The sequence below is a fragment of the Mucilaginibacter sp. GW822-FHT03E02 genome (assembly GCF_058801545.1).
The window spans coordinates 3,252,370-3,277,325 of sequence record NZ_JBXANJ010000001.1 but is presented as its reverse complement, the minus strand read 5'-3'; the positions used below and the strand labels follow the sequence as shown (position 1 = coordinate 3,277,325).

The window sequence follows — 24,956 nt, the reverse complement described above, 5'->3', positions numbered from 1 at the left end:
ATTAAATAAATAAAGTTTAACCATGGAATCAAAGCTGAACCTGAAAGCATTGAATGCGAACAAAAATGTCAGGATGCGTAGCTATTGGACTAACCGTTTACAAGGGTTCGAGTTCAGTAATTACTTTCAAGACAGCGTTATAACGGAGATAGCTCAAGGAACAGCTGTACATACTGTGCCAGTTCCTGATGTTATTTCGCAAAAACTGGACCTGATAACTAATTATTTACCGGCTAAACGGATTGTTTTGTTGGCGGCACTTGGCGTACTAACACAAAAGTGCTCTTCCATTACTGATATATGCATTTTTATACCCGGAAATGATGGTAACGGTTTAACGGATGGCAATGATATTATTCCGGTAAGAATGGACAACTTTGCCGGCCTTACTTTCCCGCAATTTGTTGCCTGGATAAACCAACACACGAGTGAAGACTGTAAAAATGGTAATTACCCGCTGCAAAATATACCAAACTTCAATGTTCATGACTTGAAAGGGATTTCAAAAGTAGGGTTACAAATTGAAGAAGGGCAACAGTTTTCGACTGATGCCGCGTTAAAAATGGAATTACTTTTTAGCTTCAGTTTTAACTCCGGAATAGAATTAAAAGTTAATTACTCAAGGAGTAACTTTAGCGATAGCTATATTCAAAAAATAGCAGAACTCTACATAAACCTACTACAGCGATTATTAAATAACAAGCTTGATGTTATAAAGGATATTGAAATCATTTCATCCGAGGAGAAAAAAAACATTGTTGAGTGTTTTAATAACACGGAAATGCCAATTCCGGGCGATACAACAATTCTTGATTTTTTCCGGGAACAAGTAAAAAATTATCCAGATCGGATTGCCGTACAGTTTAATAACCGGCAACTAACCTACCGCGAATTGGATTTAAGATCAAACAAAGTCGCAAATTATTTACTTGCTAATGCCGATTGCTGCCAACAACCAGTTGGTATATTGCTCCACAGATCAACAGAACTAATAGTAGCCATATATGGTATATTAAAAGCCGGCGCTATTTATTTGCCCCTGTCAAAGACTTTTCCTGCCGATAGGGTTGCCTATATGTTGGCAGATAGCAAGGCGCAAATAGTATTTACCGACGAGGCAAATACTGTAATGCCGGATGATATCAGGGCGGTTAACGTAAGCGAGACAGATAATTCTTCCGATGCGTCATGCTGTTGCGCAAAACCTGACGACACGGCCTACATTATTTATACTTCCGGTTCAACAGGCAGGCCAAAAGGTGTGTTAATTAAACATATATCTCTGCTAAACCGTCTTTGCTGGATGCAAAACAAATACCTGTTGCAGCCAGGGGATATTATATTGCAAAAAACCCCGCTTGTATTTGATGTTTCGATATGGGAATTATTCTGGTGGTCAATGTATGGGGCAAAACTTGTACTTGCAAATCCAGGAGCTGAAAAAAGCCCGGAGGCCTTGTGCAAACTTATTCATGACGAAAAGATAACCGTTTTGCACTTTGTGCCAACTATGTTAAATATGCTGCTTGTTTATCTTAAAGAGCGTAATAAAAGCTATCCGTTGGGTAGCATTAAACATTTATTTGCCAGTGGCGAAGAACTTAAGGTAGTTGATGCGCTGCAGTTTTTGGATTACTACCCACATGCCAGAGTCCATAATCTTTACGGCCCTACCGAGGCTACAGTTGACGTATCGTACCACGAAGTACAGGCTTCGGCCAATTATCATAGCATACCTATCGGTAAGCCGATTGATAACACTGTTTTATACATTTTTAGCAAAGAACAGCAACTGCAGCCGGTAGGCATACCAGGGGAAATTTATATAGGAGGAATTAATTTAGCAGTAGGCTATTTGAACAGAGCCGAACTTACCCGGGAAAAATTTGTGGTTAACCCTTTTGATAACAAGTTGCGTTTGTATAAAACAGGAGATTTGGGTAAATGGTTGCCGAACGGTGAAATAGAATACCTTGGACGAATTGACAATCAAATAAAAATACGTGGTAATCGTATTGAAATTGGTGAGGTAGAGTATGTTATTACATCGTTTGATAATATTAAAAACGGAGTTGTTTTAGCAAAAGAAACTAATGGTGCATTTCAATTGGTTGCTTACCTGATAGTAAATCCCGGCTTTATTGAAGATGAATTTATTGCCTATCTGTCTTCAAAATTACCCGACTATATGATCCCTTCCTCTTTAATATATGTTGACCAGATACCTGTAACCCCGAACGGAAAAGTAGATAGGAACGCTTTGCTCGAGGTGAAAAGTGCTGAATTAGTAAGCAGCGTTAAGCCCGAAACCGATTTGGAAGTATTACTATTTAAACATTGGACCGAAATATTAAATAAAAAGGAAATAGGTATAAACGATAATTTTTTCAGGATAGGTGGCGATTCAATCCTGTCTGTAAGGCTTGTAGGAACCATCAATAATTATCTTAATATCAATTTGGCGCTTGCTCATTTATATGAACACAACACTATAAAACGGCTGGCTGCATTTATAGCAGATGCTGGATTAATGAATATGGTTGATGAGTATAGTCGTGTAGAAAATGAACTTGTCAGATTTGAGCATAATTACCTTCAAAAATTTGTTAACCCGAACATTGAAGCGGTTTATCCGATGAGTGATACCGAAAGATACATGTGCTATGCTGATAAATCGCGGCCGGAGGAATTGCTGTATTTTAAGCAAAATATGCAACCTGTTACCTATACCAATTTTGATATTGAAATATTACAAACGGCTATTGATATAATGATTAATAGGCACCCGATTTTGAGAACGGGGTTTAATGTTGAAGAGAATGCGCATATTATATACAGGGATATTAAAGTAAAGATTGATTATAGGGACCTTAGCGAGTCTGATAACAAAACCCAGCATTTGATTATAAATAAGTATTTAGAGCAAAGTCGAAAAAATCATATCAACCCCGATAATGTGCCTTTATGGAGGTTGATTGTATACAAAATGGCACAAGATCACCACGAATTGCTTTTTGAATTCTATGGTGCAATGCTTGACGGCTGGAGCATGAGTGCCGTAATTGCCGAGCTTAATGAAATATATGGCACCTTGGTAACGCAAGGCGAAGTTTTGCACACGATAGATAATCCCGGGTACAAAGATTTCATTATCCAGGAATTGATAAACAAGAATAACGAAGAAGTTCAAACTTATTGGAAGAATGAACTTGCCGGCTACAAAAAATTGCAGTTAAATAACAACACCGGGCCAAGGAAATTTAAATCAATAAGGCAACGATCTTCACAAGAGCTGGTTAAAAGTTTGGAAACGACAGCTATTAGAGAAGCTACTACCGTTAAAAATTTGCTTTTCACAGCTTATGTACACGCCATGAGTTTGCTATCCGGAGAAACAGATGTTTTGGTGGGCCTATTAAGCTTTAACCGCCCACTGAAAAAAAATGGCGAACGTTTATTAGGCTGCTTTGTAAATACACTTCCGGTACGCATAAAAATACCTGGGGTTGTAACATGGCGGCAACTGATTAGTTTAGTTGACCAAAAACTATTGGAATTTAAAAAATACGACACCATTTCAATAGCAGTTATCAACAAAATTATAAACGGGACAGAGGCGTTTACCAATGAGTATTTTGACACCGTTTTTAATTTTGTAAGATGGCATTTAATGGAAGGCATGGAGCTTCAACCCATGAGCGAAGCCCAAATTAACCGGGTTGATTTCGATAACTTCGTCAGAACAAGTACGTCATTTAACGTTAATTATAATTTGAACAGCGAGCGATTGCTAAACATGCATGAATACGCTACGCCTTATATTGACAATGACACTTTTGAGCTGTACACTTCCATATTCAATAATACCTTGTCTAAACTGATTAATAACCCAGACGAGCTAATAGAAACCGAGAATGTGAATACTGCGTTAAGCGGTGCTGGCTGCGGGTTATCGGTTCTTTAAGCACGGCAGTAATTTTTACCTGTTTATCAACAGGTTGCAGTAAGCAAAAATTGAGTCAGTATTTGCTTAAATACAAATAAAACATCCATTCAAAATTCAACATTCGCTTTTTATCCAAAGCGTCAATGAACCATTGTCAGTTAATTTTTTCAAACAACTAAAAAACCATATCAAAAATGAAAATCATTCAAAGTTTTTGGACAAAACCCTTTTTGCAATCCGGCGATTCATTAAAAGACTCGCGAATGAACGGAGGATGGCCGGCAAGACGGTATAATTACTTCAGCCTGGCGTTAAGCTGCCTGCAGCTTAGAAAGTTTTATGATGAGGTTGAACTGGTGACAGACGACCTTGGCAAATATTTACTTATTGATAAAATGAAGCTTCCTTATACAAAGGTGTCTTTAGAACTCAATAACTTAAATGAATACCACCCGGGTTTATGGGCACTGGGAAAAATAGAAGCTTATCGCATTCAGGATACTCCCTTTTTACATGTTGACAACGACATATTTATCTGGGATGCTTTTTCTGAAGAAATTGAGAATGCAGCCCTTGTGGCCCAAAATTTTGAAACAACGGTAAAAGATGCTACAGCAACCTTCAATGAGATATATGGCGGGCTAAACTACATACCTGATTGTTTACAAAAGCTGAAAGGGGTAGATAATATTTCATATAGTAATGCTGGCGTACTGGGCGGAACCGATGTAACCTTTTTTAAAAACTACACGCAAGAGATATTCAGCTTTCTGCATGCCAATGAGCAGTACATCAATGAAAATATCAAAAACCTCAACTCGGCTTATATTAATGTGATTTATGAGCAAATGGTTTTTAATCAATTAGCCGATGGAGCTAATAAAAGCATTACGCACCTGTTTCCAAACGAAGTTGATATTCCGCGCGATATCGGGTTTTTTCATGAGGCCGGCAAATACGGAGGGTATATGCATTGTTGCGGTACTTTTAAAAAGAACCGGTTAATTTATGAATTGCTTGAATTGAAGTTGAAGGAGCATTATCCCGAATACTATGAACGCATTAATTATCACCTAAACGCAATAGAAATCTAATACAATTATGAACACATTTACAAATTCAGTAAAAGAGCTTGCTTTTGAAGTTTTTTACAAAATGCAGGACTATCATGATAATTTAACTATTAGTCATGATGCTAACGATATACGGGCCGACAGTATTTATGATGGCAGAGTAGGCGGGTTATTTTTTATGCTTGAATTGTATAAAATAACGCACGAAAAGTCAATTTGGAACAATATAGTAGATGAAGTTAAATGGATTGAAAACTATTCGGCCGAAAATCCTACTAATAACTATAGCTTGTTTAAAGGAAAATTAGGGCTTGGCATGTTTTATTTAAAACTTCATGAATTTACAAGCCAGGAAGAGTATTTAAACAAAGCGGTTGCCCTGGCAAAAGAATATTACACAAGCAACGCCTACTTTAATGGCATCATTAGCAAGTATGGTTTATTTGACGGTATTGCAGGTGTGCTGCTATTTACGCATGAGCTATATATTCAAACGGGCCATGCATGGTTGCTTGAGCATGTGGAAAAATACACTTTAAAGTTATTATATAATTGCAACCAAGGCGAGAGCGGCATTTTTTGGGGCGGCATTACCAACCGGAATTATAAAAACAATGGCTATGCCGAAGGTAATGCGGGTATCGCTTTTGTATTAAACTCGGTTGGCAGTAGTTTTAATAATGCTTTTCTAAAAAACATTGCGCAAAAAGCGCTGGCCTATGAAAAAGATCAGTTGGATAAGCGGGCGAAAGACCTGGTGGCTATCGCTCCTCAGGTATTGTTGCTGTCGTTGGGATATGGTTCTTTTGGTTATAGCCTTGTGCAACTATTTACAGGCAATTACAACGATAAACAATTACTGGAAAATATAAAAAATGATGCTTCAACAGCAGAGCAATTGTGCAATAATATAAATGAATATAATTATTGCGGAATTTTTTCCGGACTATCAGGTATTGGTTTTTCGGTTATGCAGGCGGGATATCTTACAGGAGATGATAGCCTTAAACAATCAGCACAGCGTATTGCCGAAAAATTAGTTGATGCTTTTCATCAACTAAAAGATCACCTCGATTTTACGTTAAACAGCGCGTTAGGTATAAGTAGCTTCCTGCTTAAATTTATTGATTCAACTAAACAGCACCCGGAATTTTGGATAATGCCAGAATGTATTAAAGATCCAGATTTGTTAAAACTTCCTGAATCGTCAATTTTTAATTTATCTAACAAAGAATTGATAGAAACCTACATCAGTAGCAACTATAAAAAAACGTTACCGGCTATTAAATCTCTTTTTCCGGATTCCTACGCAACGTTTATTAACTCCGGAGATATTGAAATGGGTAGTTTTTTCGCTTTTGCAGCAAAAGCTATTGATAGTTTTGATGGTTCGGTAGCACCTGATATTTTAACCGGATTAAATAAGGAAAGTTTTCTAATCACCGCAATAAGGCAGTTAAGTACAAGTGATATTTATAGTGAAGCAGACATAAAGAACATTGATCGTGTTATGAGCCTTACTCCTGATAAATTCCAGGATTTAAAGCTGGTGCAATCAAAAAAAGTAATTGTTTTCAGCGACGAAGATATTGATATTGAGTCAGTAAAATTTGATAAAGAGTCATTTATCAATTTCATGCAGTTTTATGGCGTAAACAGTTGTTTTTATGCATTATCAAGCGTAGATAGCTTGCATATGGCCCCATTAAGCATGTTGAAATTTATTTATGATAGATTTCATACCCCTGCGGATATTCGCGAAGTATGCAAAAAAGTTATGGAGTTCTTTAACAAGCAAGATCAGGAACTTATCGACTTGTTGAAGATGAATTTTAAAGTTACAGATGAGGATCATTTAAGAATGGTGATTCAGGAATATATAGTAGAAGGTGCCAGGTATTGCATGACGGAAGGCTTACTGGAAACCCTGCCACAATAATAATATAAAGGGCAAACCAGTATCTAATACTACGCAAAGCACATTTCTCCGGCGCTAATTAGCAGCGTAATAAACGCTACCAATAAAATTATTGCCAGGCTTTTCTGCCATATAAAAGTGTGGCCAATCTGCCTGTGCTCTTTAAAAATTAAAAGTAAAATATTTTTAAAAGGTTATGAAAAACTTGATCACAAAAAAATATGCATCCACATTTAAGCTATCAGCGGTGAGTGCATTTGCATGCCAGGCCCGTAACTCAAAAAGTGATGTAACTAACGGCCTGCTGAAGGCAATTCTTTTGTTTATCGGCATTGCACTATGCTCCGCTTTAAAAGCCCAGCAACCGGCGTCATTTGTATCCAATCATCACCGCGTATACGCAACGGCTTTTGATAACGAAATAAATAAAATGATGCTTGAAGTGGGCGTTCCGGGAAGTTCAATAGCAATTATAGAAGATAACCGGGTAGTCTATGCAAAAGGTTATGGTTATAAACAGCTTGAAAATAAAAATTTGGTTGATAATGCTACTGTGTTTGAAGCATGTTCACTATCAAAAATGCTATTGGTGTACGTGATACAGCAACTTGCCGATCAGAAAAAAATTGATTTGTACAAGCCATTGTATCAATATCTTGACTATGAGCTACTTAAGCATGATTCGCGTTACAAGCTAATAACAGCGCATATGATTTTAAGTCATTCTTCCGGAATAGAAAACTGGCAATGGGAAAATGATTCGAAAGTGTTGGAAATTGTAGCCGACCCGGGCACCAAGTTTGTTTACTCAGGCGAAGGGTTTCAGTATTTGGCCAAGGTGGCCGAAAAAATCCTTAATGAACCTTACGATACTTACATAAGCAAAATGGTGCTAAATCCACTCCTGCTTAAATCCACCTATCTTAAATATACAGACCAAAATGACAGCCTTCACAGGCGGGCGTTTCCAACTAATTACGCCACAGGCTATACAGATATGGAGGTGCCGGTAAAAAAATGGAAAAACACCGACGCCGTTCCGGCGTCGGGCATGCACACTACCGCGGCAGACTATGCCGGCTTGATTGTGGGCATGTTTAATGGAAAAAAACTTTCTTCGGCTGGTTTGAAACGTATGATAACGCCGGTTATTAAAATGAACGAAAGCAGCGATGCTATTCGCCTTGGTGAAGGCTTCTTTTTACTTAATACACCTGATGATACGCTTGTTTTTTTTAACGGAATAAACAATGGCTTTAAATCGGAAGTGTTTTATTCCGTTAATAAAAAAAGGGGATTTGTGCTTTTAACGAATTCCGACCGTGGCGAATTAATGACCGGGTATCTGAGCAATTTAACTACAAAATTTAATCTGAGCGGCTTATTCTCAACTTCATTTTATACGGTTTATCCAAGCCAGGCTATTAGTTTATTGAGGATATATCGTGAGAAAAAAGCCGATGCGATGCTTGCAAAAATACAGGACCTGAATAAAGCTGGTGCACTTATGCCTAATTCGCTTAATGAACTGGGCGATACTTTTATGTCGCATGACCTGGAGTTGTCCCGTAAACTTTTAGAGATGAATATCGGCTTGTTTCCCAATTCTTCATTGTCTTATTGTCTGTTGGGCGGGGTTTATTATCAAACAAAGAAATACGCCCTGGCGTACGCCAATTTGAGTAAAGCGAAGGCGTTAAAATTTGATATGTGGGATATTGATACGCCCCTTAAAGATTCAAAAGACAATTTAAGCAAACTCAAATAACCAAGACCATAGTAGTATCAATAAAACCTTTTTTCGGAAAATTATTTTAACTAATCAGCATTTAAAATCACAAAATTATGGAAACATTACTTAAACCGGTTGCAACCGATGTACTTGAAGTTATAACCCTGCCAAACTTAAATCCTGACGAATTTATAAGCTATTATAAAGCAAATACCGTTGCCATTAACAATGTTTTATTAAGGGCTGCCGTAAAATTTAAAGGTGTTCAAATAGATACACAAGATAACTTTAAACACATTGTAGACTCCATCTCTGAAAAGTTTATGAGCTACATTGATGGTAATTCGCCGCGCACAAAATTATCATCAAACATATACACGTCTACCGAATATGATCAAACTCAAAAAATCACCATGCACAATGAGTTGTCTTATTCAGCTAAATGGCCCAACAAACTTTTTTTTAGCTGCCTGCAGCCAGCCTCCCAGGGAGGGGAAACGCTTATTGCCGATAGCCGGGCAATTCTAAGAGAGATGAATTCTGATATTGTTGACGAGATAGCCGATAAAGGCCTCATTTATATCCGAAACTTACATGGGGGTACGGGGGTGGGCCCTTCATGGCAGGAAACTTTCGAAACGGCAGATAAAAACGAACTGGAAGCTTATTGCAAACTTTACGGAATAGATTTAGAGTGGGATAAGAGCGAGAGCGTAAAGCTAAAACAACATAGTAAGGGGATCATTAATCATAGGATTACTGGAGAGCGCGTATGGTTTAACCAGATAGACCAGTTTCACCCTTTACAACTTGGCGAAGACATGCGGGAGATATTGGATATACTCTATAATTCTCCCGAAGAATACCCGATGTACGTAACCTTTGGAGACGGAAAACATATTAGTGAAAACACTGTCGTCAGGATATTAAATACCATTGAAAAAGTAACAGTAGCGCCGCTTTGGGATAGAAATGAGTTGCTGATAATGGATAATGAATTGATAGCCCATGGCCGTAGCCCTTACGCCGGCAATCGAAAAGTATTAGTATCAATGTCTGAATAACAAGTTTGTCATGACAATGGAAACCAAAAACAAAATAATAGGGATTGTAGGCGGCATGGGCCCCGAAGCGGGTTTGAACCTGATGCAATCGATTTTAAATCAAACCCAGGCCTCCTCTGATCAGGATCATCTACCGGTAATGCTGATGTCTATGCCTGATGCAATTTCAGACCGCACTTCTTTTTTGGAAGGCCGCACTCAAATTAACCCCGCATATTCAATTTCGGCTATAATTAAAAAGCTTGAATTGGCCGGTGCAGAAGTGATTGGTCTTGCCTGCAATACCACTTATGCCCCCCGGATTTTTAACGTAATTAGACATGAAATGAGGCAAATGGGTTGCAACATGCAGATAATTAACATGCCATTGGAAACCTGCAGGTTTATAAAAGAAAATTTTAAAGGTGTAAAACGTGTGGGCCTTATGGCAACAAACGGAACTTACAAATTTGGAATGTACAAAAGTATTTTACAGGATTTGGGTTATGAAGTTGTACTTCCCAGTGCTCAATTTCAGCACAATATAATCCATAATATGATTTACAATCCTGTTTACGGAATTAAAGCGAATACAGGTAATACTTCTCCCGAGGTAATATCGCTGATGGAGTGCGCACTTGATTTTTTTGAATCCAAGCAAACAGATGTTGTTATTCTTGGCTGTACCGAACTTTCATTGTTAGTAAAAAGTCTTAATATAAAAACTTTACCCCTTATTGATGCTTCAGAAGTGCTTGCAATTGCACTATGTAAAGCATCAAAGGAAACTGTAACGCCATTTTTTAAAGGAAATGATAGGGATCAGTTGTGTCAATTATCTTACGCGCCGTATTTATAAACTCTTATGCCCTACCAGGCTTACTCACGCATTTAAACTTATAAGTGATGATTTACAAAAAATTACATGTACTGGCGGCAAAGCTGTTGCTGTTTCTTGCTCTTATATTTATTGAGCCCCTAACTGGTTTTGCAGGCGAAACGCTTCCAATAATCAACAAGCGTATCGATTCGCTCATTAGTAAAATAATGGAGAATAATTATGTTCCTGGTTTAAGCATCGTTATTGTAAACGGGCAAGAGCAGCAAATAAAAACATATGGTTACAGTAACCTGGAGCGTAAGTTAAGGGTAACCCCCGAAACGTTATTTCAAATTGGTTCATGCAGTAAAGCTTTTACAGCTTTGGCAATGGTAAAACTGGCAAATGAAAAACACATCAGCCTGGATGCGCCTATAGCTAAATATCTGCCCTGGTTTAAACCTACCTATAAAAACGTGCCGGCGTCTGTTACAATTCGGCAGTTGCTGCACCATACAAGTGGAATTCCATGGAAAACCATTTCAAACATACCTCAGCGTAATGATAAGGAAGCATTGGACCAAACGGCAAGGACCGTTTCAACAATTGAGCTTCACAATTTACCCGGTACACGATATGAGTATGCAACCATTAACTATGATATTATAGCGCTCATTATACAAACTATAACAGGCGAGACATTTGAAAGCTACATACAACACAATATATTAAACAGTTTGCAGCTTAACAATACAGTTATTGGCGTACCTGCAAATTCCAGCTCAATTGCCCAGGGCTACAAAGTATCGTTTTTAAATGCCCGGGCATATAATGCCCCGATATTTAAGGGTAATAACGCGGCGGGCTATATCATATCAAATGCTAATGATATGGCTAGATGGTTACAGTTTCAAATGGGTTTAACTGCTTCTGCGCTGTATCCTTATGCTTATTTAACTCATCAACGTAATGAAACAGTTGCTCCTTCCGGATTGCTATCATATGCTATGGGATGGGAAGTATCTATTAGTGGTAATGGCCAGATAATGCATGATGGCGTAAATCCCAATTTTACATCATATGTAGCTTTTATTCCTGGTAAACAACTGGGGGTAGTTATTTTAACTAACTCCAACAGCAACGCTGCTCAATACCTGGGTGCCACAATTATGGCAATGCTTTCGGGAGAGAACCTTAAAAAACTACCTGAGCCAGATAATAGCAGTGATAAAATTTTTACAATAGTTGGCGCCACATTAGCAGTTTATATGCTTGCAGTTGCCGGATTGATTGTTTTTGTTCAAATAAGAAAAAGAGACAAAAACAGGAAATTGCAATTGCCCGATGGTAAAAGCATTTATCAGTTCCTGATTGCTGTTCTTCTGGTGTCTCCGGTTGTTTACAGTATATACCTTTTGCCCAATGTATTTGGTTTTTCGTGGAGCGCTATAAGGGTTTGGAGCCCCGATAGTTTTATAGTGATGATAAAACTCATTATTGCAGCTGTATTTATGAGCTATCTCTCCTACTTTATATCGCTTTTTTTGCCTTCGGGATATAACGTTAAAAGTAAAATACCTTTAATTTCTTTAATGAGTATACTATCGGGCTTATCAAATATGGGCATGATACTGCTTATCACCTCATCATTAAGAGAAAGCATAGAAGTAAGATACCTGGCATTTTATTATGGTGTAATGTTGCTGGTATACTTACTTGGCAGGCGTTACGTACAGGTGAGTTTGATTAATACCACACGTAAAATAGTATACGATGTACGAGTAAAACTTATTAAAAAGATCTTTTCTACATCTTACCATAAATTCGAGAAAATTGATAAAGGGCGTATATATTCTACGCTTAACGATGATGTGAGCACTGTAGGCAATGCCGTAAATATGATTGTTGCACTCGTTAGCAGTACCGTTACAGTGGCCGGTATTTTTTTATACTTGGCAACGCTTGAATTGTGGGCCACTGTGCTTACCATAGCGCTTATTATTTGCATCTCCATACTTTATACAACTATTAGTAAAGCCACGCATATTTATTTTGAAAAAGCGAGAGACAGCCAAAATATTTTTATGACTTTGCTAAGCGGTATAATTGATGGGTATAAAGAGTTGAGTTTACACCAATCAAAAAGGGTTGCTTACGGTAATGATATTGCTAATACTGCTCATGAGTTTAGCGAGAAAAGCAATATTGCCCAAACTAAATTATTGTACGCTTCTTTGCTTGGGGAGTTGTCTCTTATGGTTTTAATGGGGCTTTCGGCCTTTGGCATACCACAGCTATTTCCAAATATTGAGTTGTATAAAGTTGCAAACTTTGTAATCCTGTTATTGTACTTAAATGGTCCGTTAAATGTTATTTTAAATTCTGTGCCGGGTATAATGTTATTGAGGGTTGCATGGAATAGAATCCAAATGTTTATTAGTGATATACCAGCCGATTTGAACGGAGGTACCCCACCATCAATAATTGATAAACAAAACGTATTAAGAATTAAAGCGGAAGGCGTAAGCTATTGTTACAACGATAATAAGAGTGGCGAAGCGTTTTCCATAGGCCCGATAAACCTTGAAGCGGAGCGGGGAGAGATTGTATTTATTATTGGCGGTAATGGAAGTGGTAAAACTACCCTGGCCAAATTACTCACCGGATTATATCCTCCAACTTCGGGAAAAATACTCATCAATGGGAAAAAAGTGGAATCGGCTACTTTAGGTGAATATTTTTCTACAGTATTTAATCCTTGTCACCTTTTTGCAAAACTTTATGGCGCTGATAATGAGTTGGATGCTGAGGAGGTAGACAGTTATCTTGCTATGCTGGGGCTAACCAACAAGGTAAAAGTTCAAAACAATCAATATAGCACTATTGATCTATCTGCCGGGCAAAGAAAAAGAATAGCACTGTTACAATGTTTTCTTGAAGATTCTCCTATTTATTTATTCGATGAATGGTCGGCCGATCAGGATCCGGAATATAGAAGATTTTTTTACAAAGTAATACTTCCGGAAATGAGGGAGCAAGGTAAAATTGTAATTGCTATTACTCATGATGATCATTATTTTGATGTAGCAGATAAGATATTAAAAATGGATTCGGGCAAGGCAGAATATGTTTCTAACCAATACAAAATAGATAATATGCTTGCCGGCATCCAGCTATAACTCCCTTTAAAAAAAATAGTTAACCTAATACATAACCGCCAAACACCTTTTAAAATGAATAACTCAGCCTTAATTGAACAAGAAATGGACGAAATGGAAGAAATGAGTAAATCCTTTTTTTGCATTGTACCAGGTATAGAAAATGCCAGGGGCGTTCCGGTGTTAAATGCCGAAGATTTAAGCAGAGATGCTTTTATAAAAGATTGGGTAAATAATAATGAGCCTTGTCTTATAAAAGGAGCCGTTAAGCACTGGCCGGCATCATATAAATGGAGTAATATCGAATATTGGAAATCGGCCTGTAGCAACTTTCAGCTTTGTGCCTACCCTCATCATAATCATGGGCGTATTAAGCATAGGAAGGGCGAAAATATGGAGTTTTATGACGCGATTGATAGGTTATTTAGCGGCAACGACTATATATTTAGTATGCCGTCCGAACCGATATCTTCCGGTAGTCGTTTTGAAAAGCTAATTGACGACCTGCCCGGTTTTAAATTTTTTCCAAATCCCCCAAAGTCCAGGTTATATGATCGGATGAGAATATTCATGTATCGCCGGGCTGCAACTACCTGGCATTATCATGATACAGATGAAACGTTGATGTGTCAAATAAAAGGAGGAAAAAAGGTAGCTTTGTTTTCACCGGGAATTAAAAACCCTATGCATGTTGCCGCATTTATGCAGCAGGAACTGCACCTGGAAGGGCAATCCTTAAATCCTGATATTAGCCTGGATCCATTTATTGCATATGTTGAAGAAGGAGATGCCCTATACATTCCGCCTTACTGGCATCATGGCGTAGTTCCTACGGATGGTGAAGTGGGATTTACTTTAGCTTATTGCTGGGCAAGCCCGTTTCACAAGTTTGGTGATTTTTCAAATGCCTTTGTGCGTAAGCTATATAAAGATGCTTTAACACCTATCAGAAAAGTATCATTTTTTATGCCCGTGATAGCTTTTTGTGGCATTGCAGCCAGCCTTTTCAGAAAACTTAAAAAGTAAGCCAAAACCAGGAAATTGTTTAATTATATTCAATTGCATTCTCATTCATTATATTATGACCTCATTATATTATTATTTGATTAATGAGCCGTTAATCTTGCCGCTTTTTATGGAAAAGCTGAAACTTTTACCCGCTGAACAGCAGGAAAAGATAAAAAGATTCAGAAGGTGGCAAGATGCACACGCCTCATTGTTTGGAAAACTCCTGCTAAAGCAGGGGTTGGAAGATTTTGGTATTGCGTTAGATTTAAACGAAATTAAATATAATGCCTATGGAAAGCCTTATTTTGAGAATGACTTAATAGGGTTCAATATAACACACTCCGGAAATTTTGTCGCCTGCATTTTATCAGATGAAACAACCACGATAGGCGTTGATGTTGAAGTTATAAAAGCACTGGATATTGACGATTTTCAAGACCTTTGGTGCCCAGCCGAGTGGGCTGATATTAAAAGGAATGGTATAGATATTTTTTATAATTATTGGACCTGTAAAGAAGCTGTAGTTAAAGCAATTGGGAAAGGCCTGAGTATATCACTTAATGAAATAATGATAAATAATGATAAAGCACAAATTGACAACGATACCTATTATTTAACAAACGTAAATATCTTTCCGGAGGTGATAATAAACGTTGCAAGCAAAAGCAGGCTAAGCAAAATAGTTATTTACAGGTTTCATGATGAGCAAGAATTAACTTCAACCCGGAGTTAGGTTGTAATAGTCACAAATTCAACACCTAAATTTCAGACGCCTGTTTAAAATTTTTAGTAAAATTTGGCAGTATCTTACAACATTCCCATTTTAACAAAATTACTTAACAGCAAAATGGAGGCGTTTCCCTTACATTTTCTACCATGTTCAATACAACCTAAACCCTTGCTGCTATTACTTTTGCCAGGCTGGTCAATCGAAAATATATTCACCAGGAACTCGTATACGTCTACATTGCCCTATAAGGCACGCCTGCCTGTGCTTTTTATTGCTCCCTGTATTTTGGCGTTCCAAAGCCAGGTATTCCGCTGCCGACAGCCAAGTTCTTTGGTAAGTTTATAACTTGACATACATTTTTTTTCTTGTCGCATGCGAAGCGCAATCTCTAATGCCTTCAGCAATCCAATTTACATCTATGGAACAATGTTCTGGCTATTGCCGGTGTGGCATAGCCACATTTTGCAGCGCAAGTAATCCCATTTCCTGCGTTTCCATATTGATCGCCCTCGCATTGCAAGCGAGAAAGCTTCCTCCGCAACTTCTTATCTAAAACATACAGGATACAATCATCCTCCATTTTAATTTTTCTCTGAATTTGCTGGTACTTAGTACGCCAAGTATACTGATTATTTAGCTTGCTATTCTGCGTAATTGCTTTATTTACAATAAATTACATACAAAAAAGGCTTGCTGATTAAAAGCATAATCTTATAACTTAAATATGCTTTTGGCTTAAAACAGGATATTAAGAATGCTATGATGAATGTTGCCGCGTTTTGACTATGCAATGCAAAACGCCCATTTAACCCCTTGAATTGGCTGTTATATGTAAATTTTTTTAACCATTCTATTGCACAAGTTAGATTTGTTCCCAGGGTAATTGTACACTACAACCTAAATGATGAAGAAAAAAGGCCTGCCATTCATCAGATTTAATAAGTAAACGTGTATAAAAGCAAAAACACAAACCAAGTTAAGCATCATCACAAATTGATGTCGAAAAGTGCCAGTTACAAATTTAATATATTCAAGATCATGATTAAAAATATTTTTCAATCAATAGGGTTAGTGTCCCTACTATTATGTGCCAGTGAGCATATAATATATGCACAAGCGCAATTAGGCAAAGTCAAAATTACAGGTAAAGTAATAGATGAAAGCCACAAGCCTGTTAGCTACAAAGCAATAACCTTAGTTAACGCAAAAGACTCGGTAACCGTAATTAAGGGCACCTTGACTTCTGACGAAGGCGAATACGTATTTGATCATATTAGTAACGGAAATTATTTTTTGACGATAAGCGCCGCCGGGCACAAGCGTATTTTGAAAGGCCCTGTTGTAGTAAGCGATACCTCTACAATAATCAGAATGAATGATATTGATATAGTAACTGTGCAGGTTTTAAATCAAGTTAACATCGTATCAAGAAAGCCCTTAATTGAGCAGCAAACGGATAAAACAGTGCTAAATATAGAAAATAGTAGCCTGGCCGCCGGCAACTCGGTGATGGATGTTTTACAAAGATCGCCCGGAGTAACAGTTACCGACCAGGGAAATATTGTAATGAAAGGAAAAGCTGGCGTAACTGTAATGATTGACGGCCGTTTAACTTATTTATCTGGTGATCAACTGGCTTCTCTTCTCAAGTCAATGCAGGCAAATTCGGTGCAGGCTATTGAGTTGATCACCAACCCGTCATCTAAATACGATGCTGCCGGTTCGGCGGGTATAATTAACATTCGCTTATTAAAAAACCGTAATTATGGTTTTAACGGTAACGTTACTTTAGGTGCTGGATATGGAAAAAACTTTAGAGACAACGCGGGAATAAATCTTAATTACAGGCAACAAAAGGTGAACTTGTTTTTTAATTATAACTACGATAACAGCAAGCTTTCCAGGTATCTTCAAATAGATAGAACCAACAAATCTGGTAGCACATTGACCAGTTTTGATGCAACCACACAGGCTTTAATGCACAGTGAAAACAATACTTACAAGGCGGGGATGGATTATAATATTAATAGTAAAAATGTAATTGGTGTGATGGTAAACGGATATTTAAATAATGGAGATAACCAAACCAAAAACAGCACTCTTGTAAGCAGCAACCTGAATTCGGTTGATACTAATGTGGTTGCCAATAATCCCGAAACCAGGAAGTTTCAATATACTGCAATAAATCTTAATTATCATTCCAAGTTAGACTCGCTGGGTCGCGAATTAAGTTCTGACGTGGATTATGCCTATTATAACAACGATGTTAAAACGATTTATAACAACTATTTTTATGATCAAAGTGGAACTGTAACTTTAAAAGACCCGGATATTTTCAGAAATAATACGCCTACAATTGTAAAAATATTCTCGGCTAAAGTTGATTATACCCACCCCTTTAGCCCTAAAACAAAATTAGAAACTGGATTAAAAACAAGCTATGTGCGTACAGATAACAACATAGTTTTTGAAAACTTTATAAACAATGGATGGGCGAACGATATCACTCAAAGTAATCAATTCAAATATACCGAAAACATTAATGCAGCCTATGTTAACTTTAGTACAAGCACCGGTTTTATAGATATTCAGGCAGGTTTACGTGCCGAACAGACAAACTCCCGCGGAAACTCTATAACTATTAACAATATAGTTGATCGTCACTATGTTGATTTGTTTCCAAGCCTGTTTTTGCATAAAAAGTTGACTGATGATAATGTTATCGGGTTCTCATATTCAAGGCGCGTTGACAGGCCCAACTATGCTACCCTTAATCCGTTTGTTTATAATTTTGACTTATATACATTAAATAAAGGTAATCCATATCTTAACCCGCAGTTTACTAATTCATTCAGTTTTTCTTATAGCTATAAAAACACGTTTTTTACATCTATTTCCTATAGTAGAACTAACGACGCTATCACAGAAGTTTCATTGCCAGACACTATACATAGAACATTATATGTAACTCAGCAAAACCTTGCCAAACAACAAAATTATTCTCTAAACATCAGTTATCCTTTAAATATTGCAAAGTGGTGGGTTATCTACAATAATGCCAATGTGTACTACAATAAATTTAGTACACCTAATCTTTTGGGGGCGCCATATTCGGTTGGGAGGTTTGCATTTGATTTTAATGCCAACCAATCTTTTGTCATAAACAGCACAACAAGCGTTGATTTGTCTTTTGTTTACCTTTCACAACGTATTTATGGCACTTATTTTATAAACGCCATGAAATGGCTTGACTTAGGTGTGAAGAAATCATTTGCAGACAAACGATTGGTGGTTAAATTATCGGCAGATGATTTATTTAACTGGCACCATGAAAATATTCATACGGTAATACCAGGGCAGGATTACCGCATTTATCAAAAGTTTGAAACGCGTATATTCAGGATTTCATTAAATTATCGCTTTGGCAGTACCCAGATACAAGGCGCGCGCGAGCGTAGTAAGGGCTCTTCTGATGAAGAGAATCGCGTAAAAAAATAAGATTAACTAAACACCAAACAAGCCCGAAAACAAAGTAGCTACTGTGAAAACAGTGGCTATTTTGTTTTTAAGTTAAAATTAATCCACTAAGGTCTTATCTCTTTTCAACTTAAAACCGGAACGTAACACCTAATTCAGCGTGCAGGTTATAGTAGATATTATTAGGAATGTAATTTGTTCTGAATTATAAAGGGCATAGTATCCTTTAATATATAAAATTCCAAATTCACTTTTATACGTTAATGTTTACCATCTACGGTAATGCGCAGGTAGACGGCCATAGGGCCGCCTTTGTAGTTTTTTGCTTTCTCAGGTAAAAAAGCAAGTGGAAATTACTTTTCACAATTACAAGCTTAAAAGTGAAACAAAAGTAAGTTTGCAGCCTGCTATTATCAAGGCATTTAATATCTAAACATATTGATAATCAAATAATTATGATATGCAGCGTAGTATATTTTCATTTTAGTAGGCATCGAATTTGGGGGATAAATGGTATTTTGATAAAATACAAAAAAAGCCTTCAATTATTTGATTTGCAGGTATTTAGCATCTTTTGATCTTGTTTCCTTAAGTAGCCCCAAGGGGAAATTATTAGAACACTTATTTGAGTTTTTGGAGGCTGTTGAACCTATTTTGAAAAATGAAAACAAGATTGCAAATGCCTGAAATTTTCAAATGTTGATTATCGATTTTTTGTGGTTCGAGTCCTGTCTGCGGAGCAATAGGTCTTAGCATGCCCGCTAAGGCCTATTTTTATTTTAATCGAAATTTCGGTCTTCGTTTAAATCAAATGGAGGCGCATTTTGGTTCGAACCTATTCTCCCAGGGACACTGGGTAAGATTTTCAATTTTATTTTTTAGCTTATATAACTCGTTGTTTTATAGTTGATTGTTTTACTTTTTAAGCCTAAAATATGGTTCGAGCTTTTCGGATTCGTCCAATGTCTCGTTTTTGGAGGAAATAAAGTTTTGTTTAACCACTTGCTTAGCCAAAAAATACAGTAGACTAAGATATTTTTCAGCGTCCGATTTAGATAATTCAATACCTCTTTTCTTAAAGTGAGTAATTACTCGAGAGGTGCTAATAGACCGTTTTAAGTCTTCGTGTATTGTTTTCATGATTTATAAATTATAGTTTGTAAACACTAAAATAAACTGATATTTGAATAGCTTGATGTAATGAGTTCAGAGTGGTAAATGAAAGATGATCGACTAAACTTATATAAATCCCTATTCAAAGGCAGAGAGGATGTATTTGCTTTAAGATGGGAGAAAAGTGGCAAAAGTAGCTATATGCCCGCTTATAGTTTCGATCACAACCGATACCGGCTCCATCAAATGAAAGGCGGCACGTTCCAAACCTTCACCGATAAAACTTACCTGGCGCTAACGAACGACCATTTAATTAAACATCTTAAAGGAGAGCAAGTTGTTGGACTGTACCCATTGTTGCAAGATAATACGTCCTGGTTCATTGCGGCCGATTTTGATGAAGCTGATTGGATTGAAGAATGCAGGGCATTTATAAAGGTTTGTGAAGAACATGATATACCAGCCTATTTAGAGCGTTCACGATCCGGCAAAGGCGGCCATGTTTGGATATTTTTTGAAGAGCCTTACGAAGCATTCAGAAGCAGAAAGATAATCACGTCCCTGCTACAGAAGGCAGGTTTAATTTCGGTGTTCGATAAAAACTCAAGTTTCGACCGGCTTTTTCCTAATCAGGATTACCACTCAAAAAAAGGCTTGGGCAACCTCATTGCTTTGCCTTTAAATAAAACCAGTTTAAATAACGGCAATAGCTGTTTTATTGACCCTGAAACGCTACAGCCCTTTGATGATCAGTGGGCATTTCTAAAAATAATCAACAGGATCACAATAAGCCAACTCAATTATATCTACAAAGAGCAAACTAATCAAGAGGAACTTTCTACCGGTTTATTTCAAAAAGAACGGCCTATGGTTGGTAAGTTGGCAATTCTATTAAATAGTGTAATTCATATTAGCCGTGCAGGTTTGCCTGCTTCTCTTATTGCTTTTCTGAAAGAGGAACTAAACTTTGCCAATAATGAATACCAGGTAAAAAAGAACATCAATAAAAATACATTCGGCATAAAACGTTACTTTAAGCTGTTGAATGAAACCCCGGAATCCATTTCTGTTCCACGTGGTTTTATTGGCAGGCTGTTACGTTTTTGTAAAGAGCAACAAATCGACTATGCCCTCGAAGATCAAAGAAAGAAAATAGATCGGGTTATATTTAAAGGCGCTATAACTTTGAGGGAGTATCAATTGCCCGCACAGCAAGCTGCTGCAAAAAAAGATTTTGGAATTATTGTCGCTCCGCCTGGTTCGGGTAAAACGGTATTGAGTTTGGCTATTATAAAAGATAAACAGCGACCGGCACTCATTTTAGTCCATCGTAAGCAGTTGGCAGATCAGTGGATGGAACGCATTGAATCCTTCTTGGGCATTCCGAAAAAAGAGATTGGACGTATTGGTCAAGGAAAGAACAAACCCGGTAAACACATTACCATCGCCATGATCCAGAGTATGGAAAAAGCGCTGAACTCATCAGAACCCTCAGAACTAATGAATGCTTTTGGCACTGTTATCATTGACGAATGCCATCACATACCAGCAGAAACCTATCAGCGGGTTGTCGGGAAGCTGAATAGTTACTATATGTACGGGCTTACGGCTACACCATTTAGGAAGTACAATGATGGCAAATTGATATTTATTCATTTAGGGGAGATCATCCACGAAGTTAAAGCGCCGGAGGTAAAAAATCAATCAGGTACGCAGATCATAATTAGAGAAACAGACTTATTTGTTCCGTTTAATATCAAAACAGACAAATTCGAAACGCTTTTTAAGATTTTAATACACGATTCGGCACGCAATCAACTCATTTTAAATGATGTGGTTTCGCAACTGAATACTGGCAAGAAAGCCGTTATTATTACAGAGCGGAAAGAGCATATTACTTCTATCCAACAATATTTAAAGCATCATTATGATACCATTGCGTTAAGTGGTGAAGATTCCGACTTAAATAAAAAATCTAAATGGGCTGCCATAAACAAAGGAGACTTTCAGGCTCTGATTACAACGGGCCAATATTTTGGTGAAGGAACCGACATTCAAAATATAGAATGTTTGTTTTTAGTTTACCCATTCGCTTTTGAGGGTAAACTGATTCAATATATCGGCAGGGTACAACGATCTGAAATCTCACCGGTTATATACGATTATCGCGATCAAAAGATCGGCTACCTTGAAAGGCTGTTTCAAAAAAGAAACTTATACTATAAAAAACTTGATCAAATTGGCTTAACAAGTCCGGTAGATGAAAGTGAAATAGTAAGCGGGCAAATCAACGAAAAGATTGAGGTACCAATCGAACAATTGGAGTTTAGGTTTGGCAGCATTGTTTTTAAACATAACATTGCCGATTTTAATGGCAAGGAGGTAGAGTTTGAAATCGAAAACTTAAATATCAGGCCAGAATTTACAGTACTTAAACCATACTTTATACGCTTTTTAAAAAGCGCCTCGGTATTAGTTAACATTAGGGCAACATTTCAACATAACAGGTTAGTGTTTAAATCGGCATCCTCCAATGATCTTGATAAAATAAACCGCGAGATTATCGAAAGTGTAAAGTTCCGTTTCTTGAATAAAGAAATCATTAAACGCGTTCCTGAAGGTAAAGAAAATTTATTGGACGTCGGACAATTGCAAAGTGGCGGCGAACAACTGATTTATGCAAATGAAGATGACTTATTGGAAAATATCCTGGCACTTAAACAATATAAGCACCATCGCCACCTCCGATATCTTTCTCAAAAACATGAACGAGCGATATTGAAACTTCGTTTTGTATTGGAGCCTTTCTCATTTGTTTTTTTACTCGCCGGTATTAATCAATACCATTTGATCTGGGAAACATTGGATACTGAGGAAGCGACCTATATATGGCACATCGGGAAATCAATTTATGAACTTGAACAAAGTGTAAAGAAGATAGATAGGTTGCTTGGACAAATAAAAATAAAAGGGCGGCAACAATATCTTGAAACTAACCCCGAACAATTTAGCCGTATTGTACATGATTATTCTGATGATGTTAAAGGCTTGATTATTTGGAAAGACATTTTAGAGGAAAGGCTATTTTAAGTTGATTATCGTAATCTTCTACTTCTAATTTGGTGTCTTGCTTATCATTCTTTAAGTTTATCATTAAATCATTTCCGGGTTACTATGGATATTAAAGATTATCAATCTTTGTTAACAGACATAAAGGCAAGAATTCGCAACGCCCAAACTAAAGCGGCTCTTGCGGTAAATGCCGAATTGATTATGCTTTATTGGGATATCGGTAAAACTGTAAAGCAACTTCAAAGCGAACAAGGGTGGGGAGCTACGGTTGTCGCACGATTAGCCAATGATATTAAAAATGAGCTGCCGGAGGTAAAGGGTTTTTCTGAACGAAATCTATTATTTATGGTTCAATTTTATAAGGAATATGATACCGAAGATCTAATTGTGAAACGGCCTGTTTCACAATTAGAAAATTCTAATCACGCTAAGATTGAATTTATGAAACAAGTCGTTTCACAAATTCCATGGGGGCATAATATTTTGCTAATGCAAAAGGTTAAGGAAAAAAAAATACGTCTTTGGTATGTGCAACAAACGCTTTTAAATGGCTGGAGTAGAGATGTTCTTTCATTAATGATAAAGAGTGATCTTCATCTTCGACAGGGAGAAGCAATTAATAATTTTTCAAAAACCTTGCCCAATCCACAATCTGATTTGGTAAAGGAAACGCTAAAAGACCCATACATATTTGACTTTATTACAATTGCGCAGCCTTTTACGGAACGAGAGTTGGAAACTGAACTGGTAAAACATGTAGAAAAGTTTCTATTAGAATTAGGTGCCGGCTTTGCTTTTGTCGGTAGGCAATACAAATTAGTTGTTGGCGACCAGGATTTCTATTTAGACCTCTTATTCTATCATCTTAAAATGAGGTGTTTTGTTGTCGTTGACTTAAAAAGAGGCGACTTTAAGCCCGAATATGCGGGCAAAATGAATTTCTATTGTTCTGCAGTGGATGACCTAATAAAACATCCGACTGATAAACCTACCATTGGTCTTATTCTTTGCCAAACAAAAAATAAGGTTATGGCAGAATATGCTTTAAGGGACATGAATAAACCAATTGGGATTTCGGAATTTGAATTAACCAGATCATTACCGAAAAACCTGCATTCAAGTTTACCAACTATTGAGGAAATTGAAAATGAATTAAAAAATGGAGGGGACTAATGAGCTAAATTCGTCCATTGCAATTTTGTCAATATTTTACTTCAAAAAGCAATGGATTATAGACGGCTCTCACCTAAATTTCCAATTCTTCTCAATTTTTCGATGAATTGGTTCGAAAATAAACCACCGCCCGGAGCAAAAACTTCGGTACTACCGAACACAGTATTGAAGAAAATTTAAAAATGTTTTAAAGCCTGTTGGAACAATCAACAGGCTTTAATTTTGCAGGTCAATCTGTTAAGGAGACTTTATACTAATTTTAAATTGAGGCTATTTTTATTCAAATTATTGGACAATGACGTTTTTTCGGAGTTCAATTTCCTGTTCAGGCTATTAACACCGCAAGTTAAACAGTGGTCAGATCTAAGCCGGCAACTTAATTTTTGTTTTTCTTGCTTTTATCAAATGGAAAGGCACGTTCGGAAAAGTCCGGGCATCATTCATATTTTTCGAATTAAATGTGCGGCCTTATTTAACAAAGGACAACTCAAAAACCTGACGTTGAATCAGCACAGAATAGATTGGTCAGATATTTCAGGGCGCCCATGTATGCTTGAGGTTCGCGCTCTACTACCGAAGATTTTAATATTTCATAACGCCGGGAAACAAATCCGGCGTTATGAAAATGTAAGGACACCCGCAACGCTTAAAAACCAGTATTTTTATTGATATTGGGTTGGGCCGCTGCTACGT

General features: G+C 37.2%; 12 protein-coding genes. All 12 read left to right on the top strand.

The window, feature by feature from the left end; all coding sequences use genetic code 11:
* The first annotated feature begins 22 nt into the window (after positions 1–22).
* Positions 23–3,964 (top strand): amino acid adenylation domain-containing protein, encoded by a 3,942-nt coding sequence (locus AC1RM2_RS13680; RefSeq protein ID WP_492985618.1) that lies wholly within the window; start codon positions 23–25, stop codon positions 3,962–3,964.
* A gap of 176 nt (positions 3,965–4,140) precedes the next feature.
* Positions 4,141–5,040 carry a DUF6734 family protein gene (locus AC1RM2_RS13675; RefSeq protein ID WP_492985617.1) on the top strand — a complete coding sequence of 300 codons (900 nt, stop codon included), beginning with the start codon at positions 4,141–4,143 and terminating at the stop codon, positions 5,038–5,040.
* Between the two features lie 7 nt (positions 5,041–5,047).
* The gene (locus tag AC1RM2_RS13670) at positions 5,048–6,958 is read left to right on the top strand and encodes a lanthionine synthetase LanC family protein (RefSeq protein ID WP_492985616.1); all 1,911 of its coding nucleotides are present in this window, start codon (positions 5,048–5,050) and stop codon (positions 6,956–6,958) included.
* Between the two features lie 175 nt (positions 6,959–7,133).
* On the top strand, positions 7,134–8,705 hold the full coding sequence (locus AC1RM2_RS13665) for a serine hydrolase domain-containing protein (RefSeq protein WP_492985615.1): 1,572 nt from the start codon (positions 7,134–7,136) through the stop codon (positions 8,703–8,705).
* A gap of 77 nt (positions 8,706–8,782) precedes the next feature.
* On the top strand, positions 8,783–9,733 hold the full coding sequence (locus AC1RM2_RS13660; RefSeq protein ID WP_492985614.1) for a TauD/TfdA family dioxygenase: 951 nt from the start codon (positions 8,783–8,785) through the stop codon (positions 9,731–9,733).
* 10 nt (positions 9,734–9,743) lie between these two features.
* Positions 9,744–10,571, top strand: coding sequence for an aspartate/glutamate racemase family protein (locus AC1RM2_RS13655; RefSeq protein ID WP_492985613.1), 828 nt, complete (start codon positions 9,744–9,746; stop codon positions 10,569–10,571).
* 47 nt (positions 10,572–10,618) lie between these two features.
* On the top strand, positions 10,619–13,711 hold the full coding sequence (locus AC1RM2_RS13650) for a cyclic peptide export ABC transporter (protein ID WP_492985612.1): 3,093 nt from the start codon (positions 10,619–10,621) through the stop codon (positions 13,709–13,711).
* A gap of 54 nt (positions 13,712–13,765) precedes the next feature.
* Positions 13,766–14,716, top strand: a complete 951-nt coding sequence (locus AC1RM2_RS13645; RefSeq protein ID WP_492985611.1) for a cupin-like domain-containing protein — start codon at positions 13,766–13,768, stop codon at positions 14,714–14,716.
* 109 nt (positions 14,717–14,825) lie between these two features.
* Positions 14,826–15,431: a 4'-phosphopantetheinyl transferase family protein gene (locus AC1RM2_RS13640; RefSeq protein ID WP_492985610.1), complete on the top strand. Its 606-nt coding sequence runs from the start codon at positions 14,826–14,828 to the stop codon at positions 15,429–15,431.
* 1,035 nt (positions 15,432–16,466) lie between these two features.
* Positions 16,467–18,926, top strand: coding sequence for an outer membrane beta-barrel protein (locus tag AC1RM2_RS13635; RefSeq protein ID WP_492985609.1), 2,460 nt, complete (start codon positions 16,467–16,469; stop codon positions 18,924–18,926).
* A gap of 1,197 nt (positions 18,927–20,123) precedes the next feature.
* Positions 20,124–23,108, top strand: coding sequence for a TOTE conflict system archaeo-eukaryotic primase domain-containing protein (locus AC1RM2_RS13630; protein WP_492985608.1), 2,985 nt, complete (start codon positions 20,124–20,126; stop codon positions 23,106–23,108).
* 84 nt (positions 23,109–23,192) lie between these two features.
* On the top strand, positions 23,193–24,263 hold the full coding sequence (locus AC1RM2_RS13625; protein ID WP_492985607.1) for a PDDEXK nuclease domain-containing protein: 1,071 nt from the start codon (positions 23,193–23,195) through the stop codon (positions 24,261–24,263).
* Positions 24,264–24,956 lie beyond the last annotated feature (693 nt).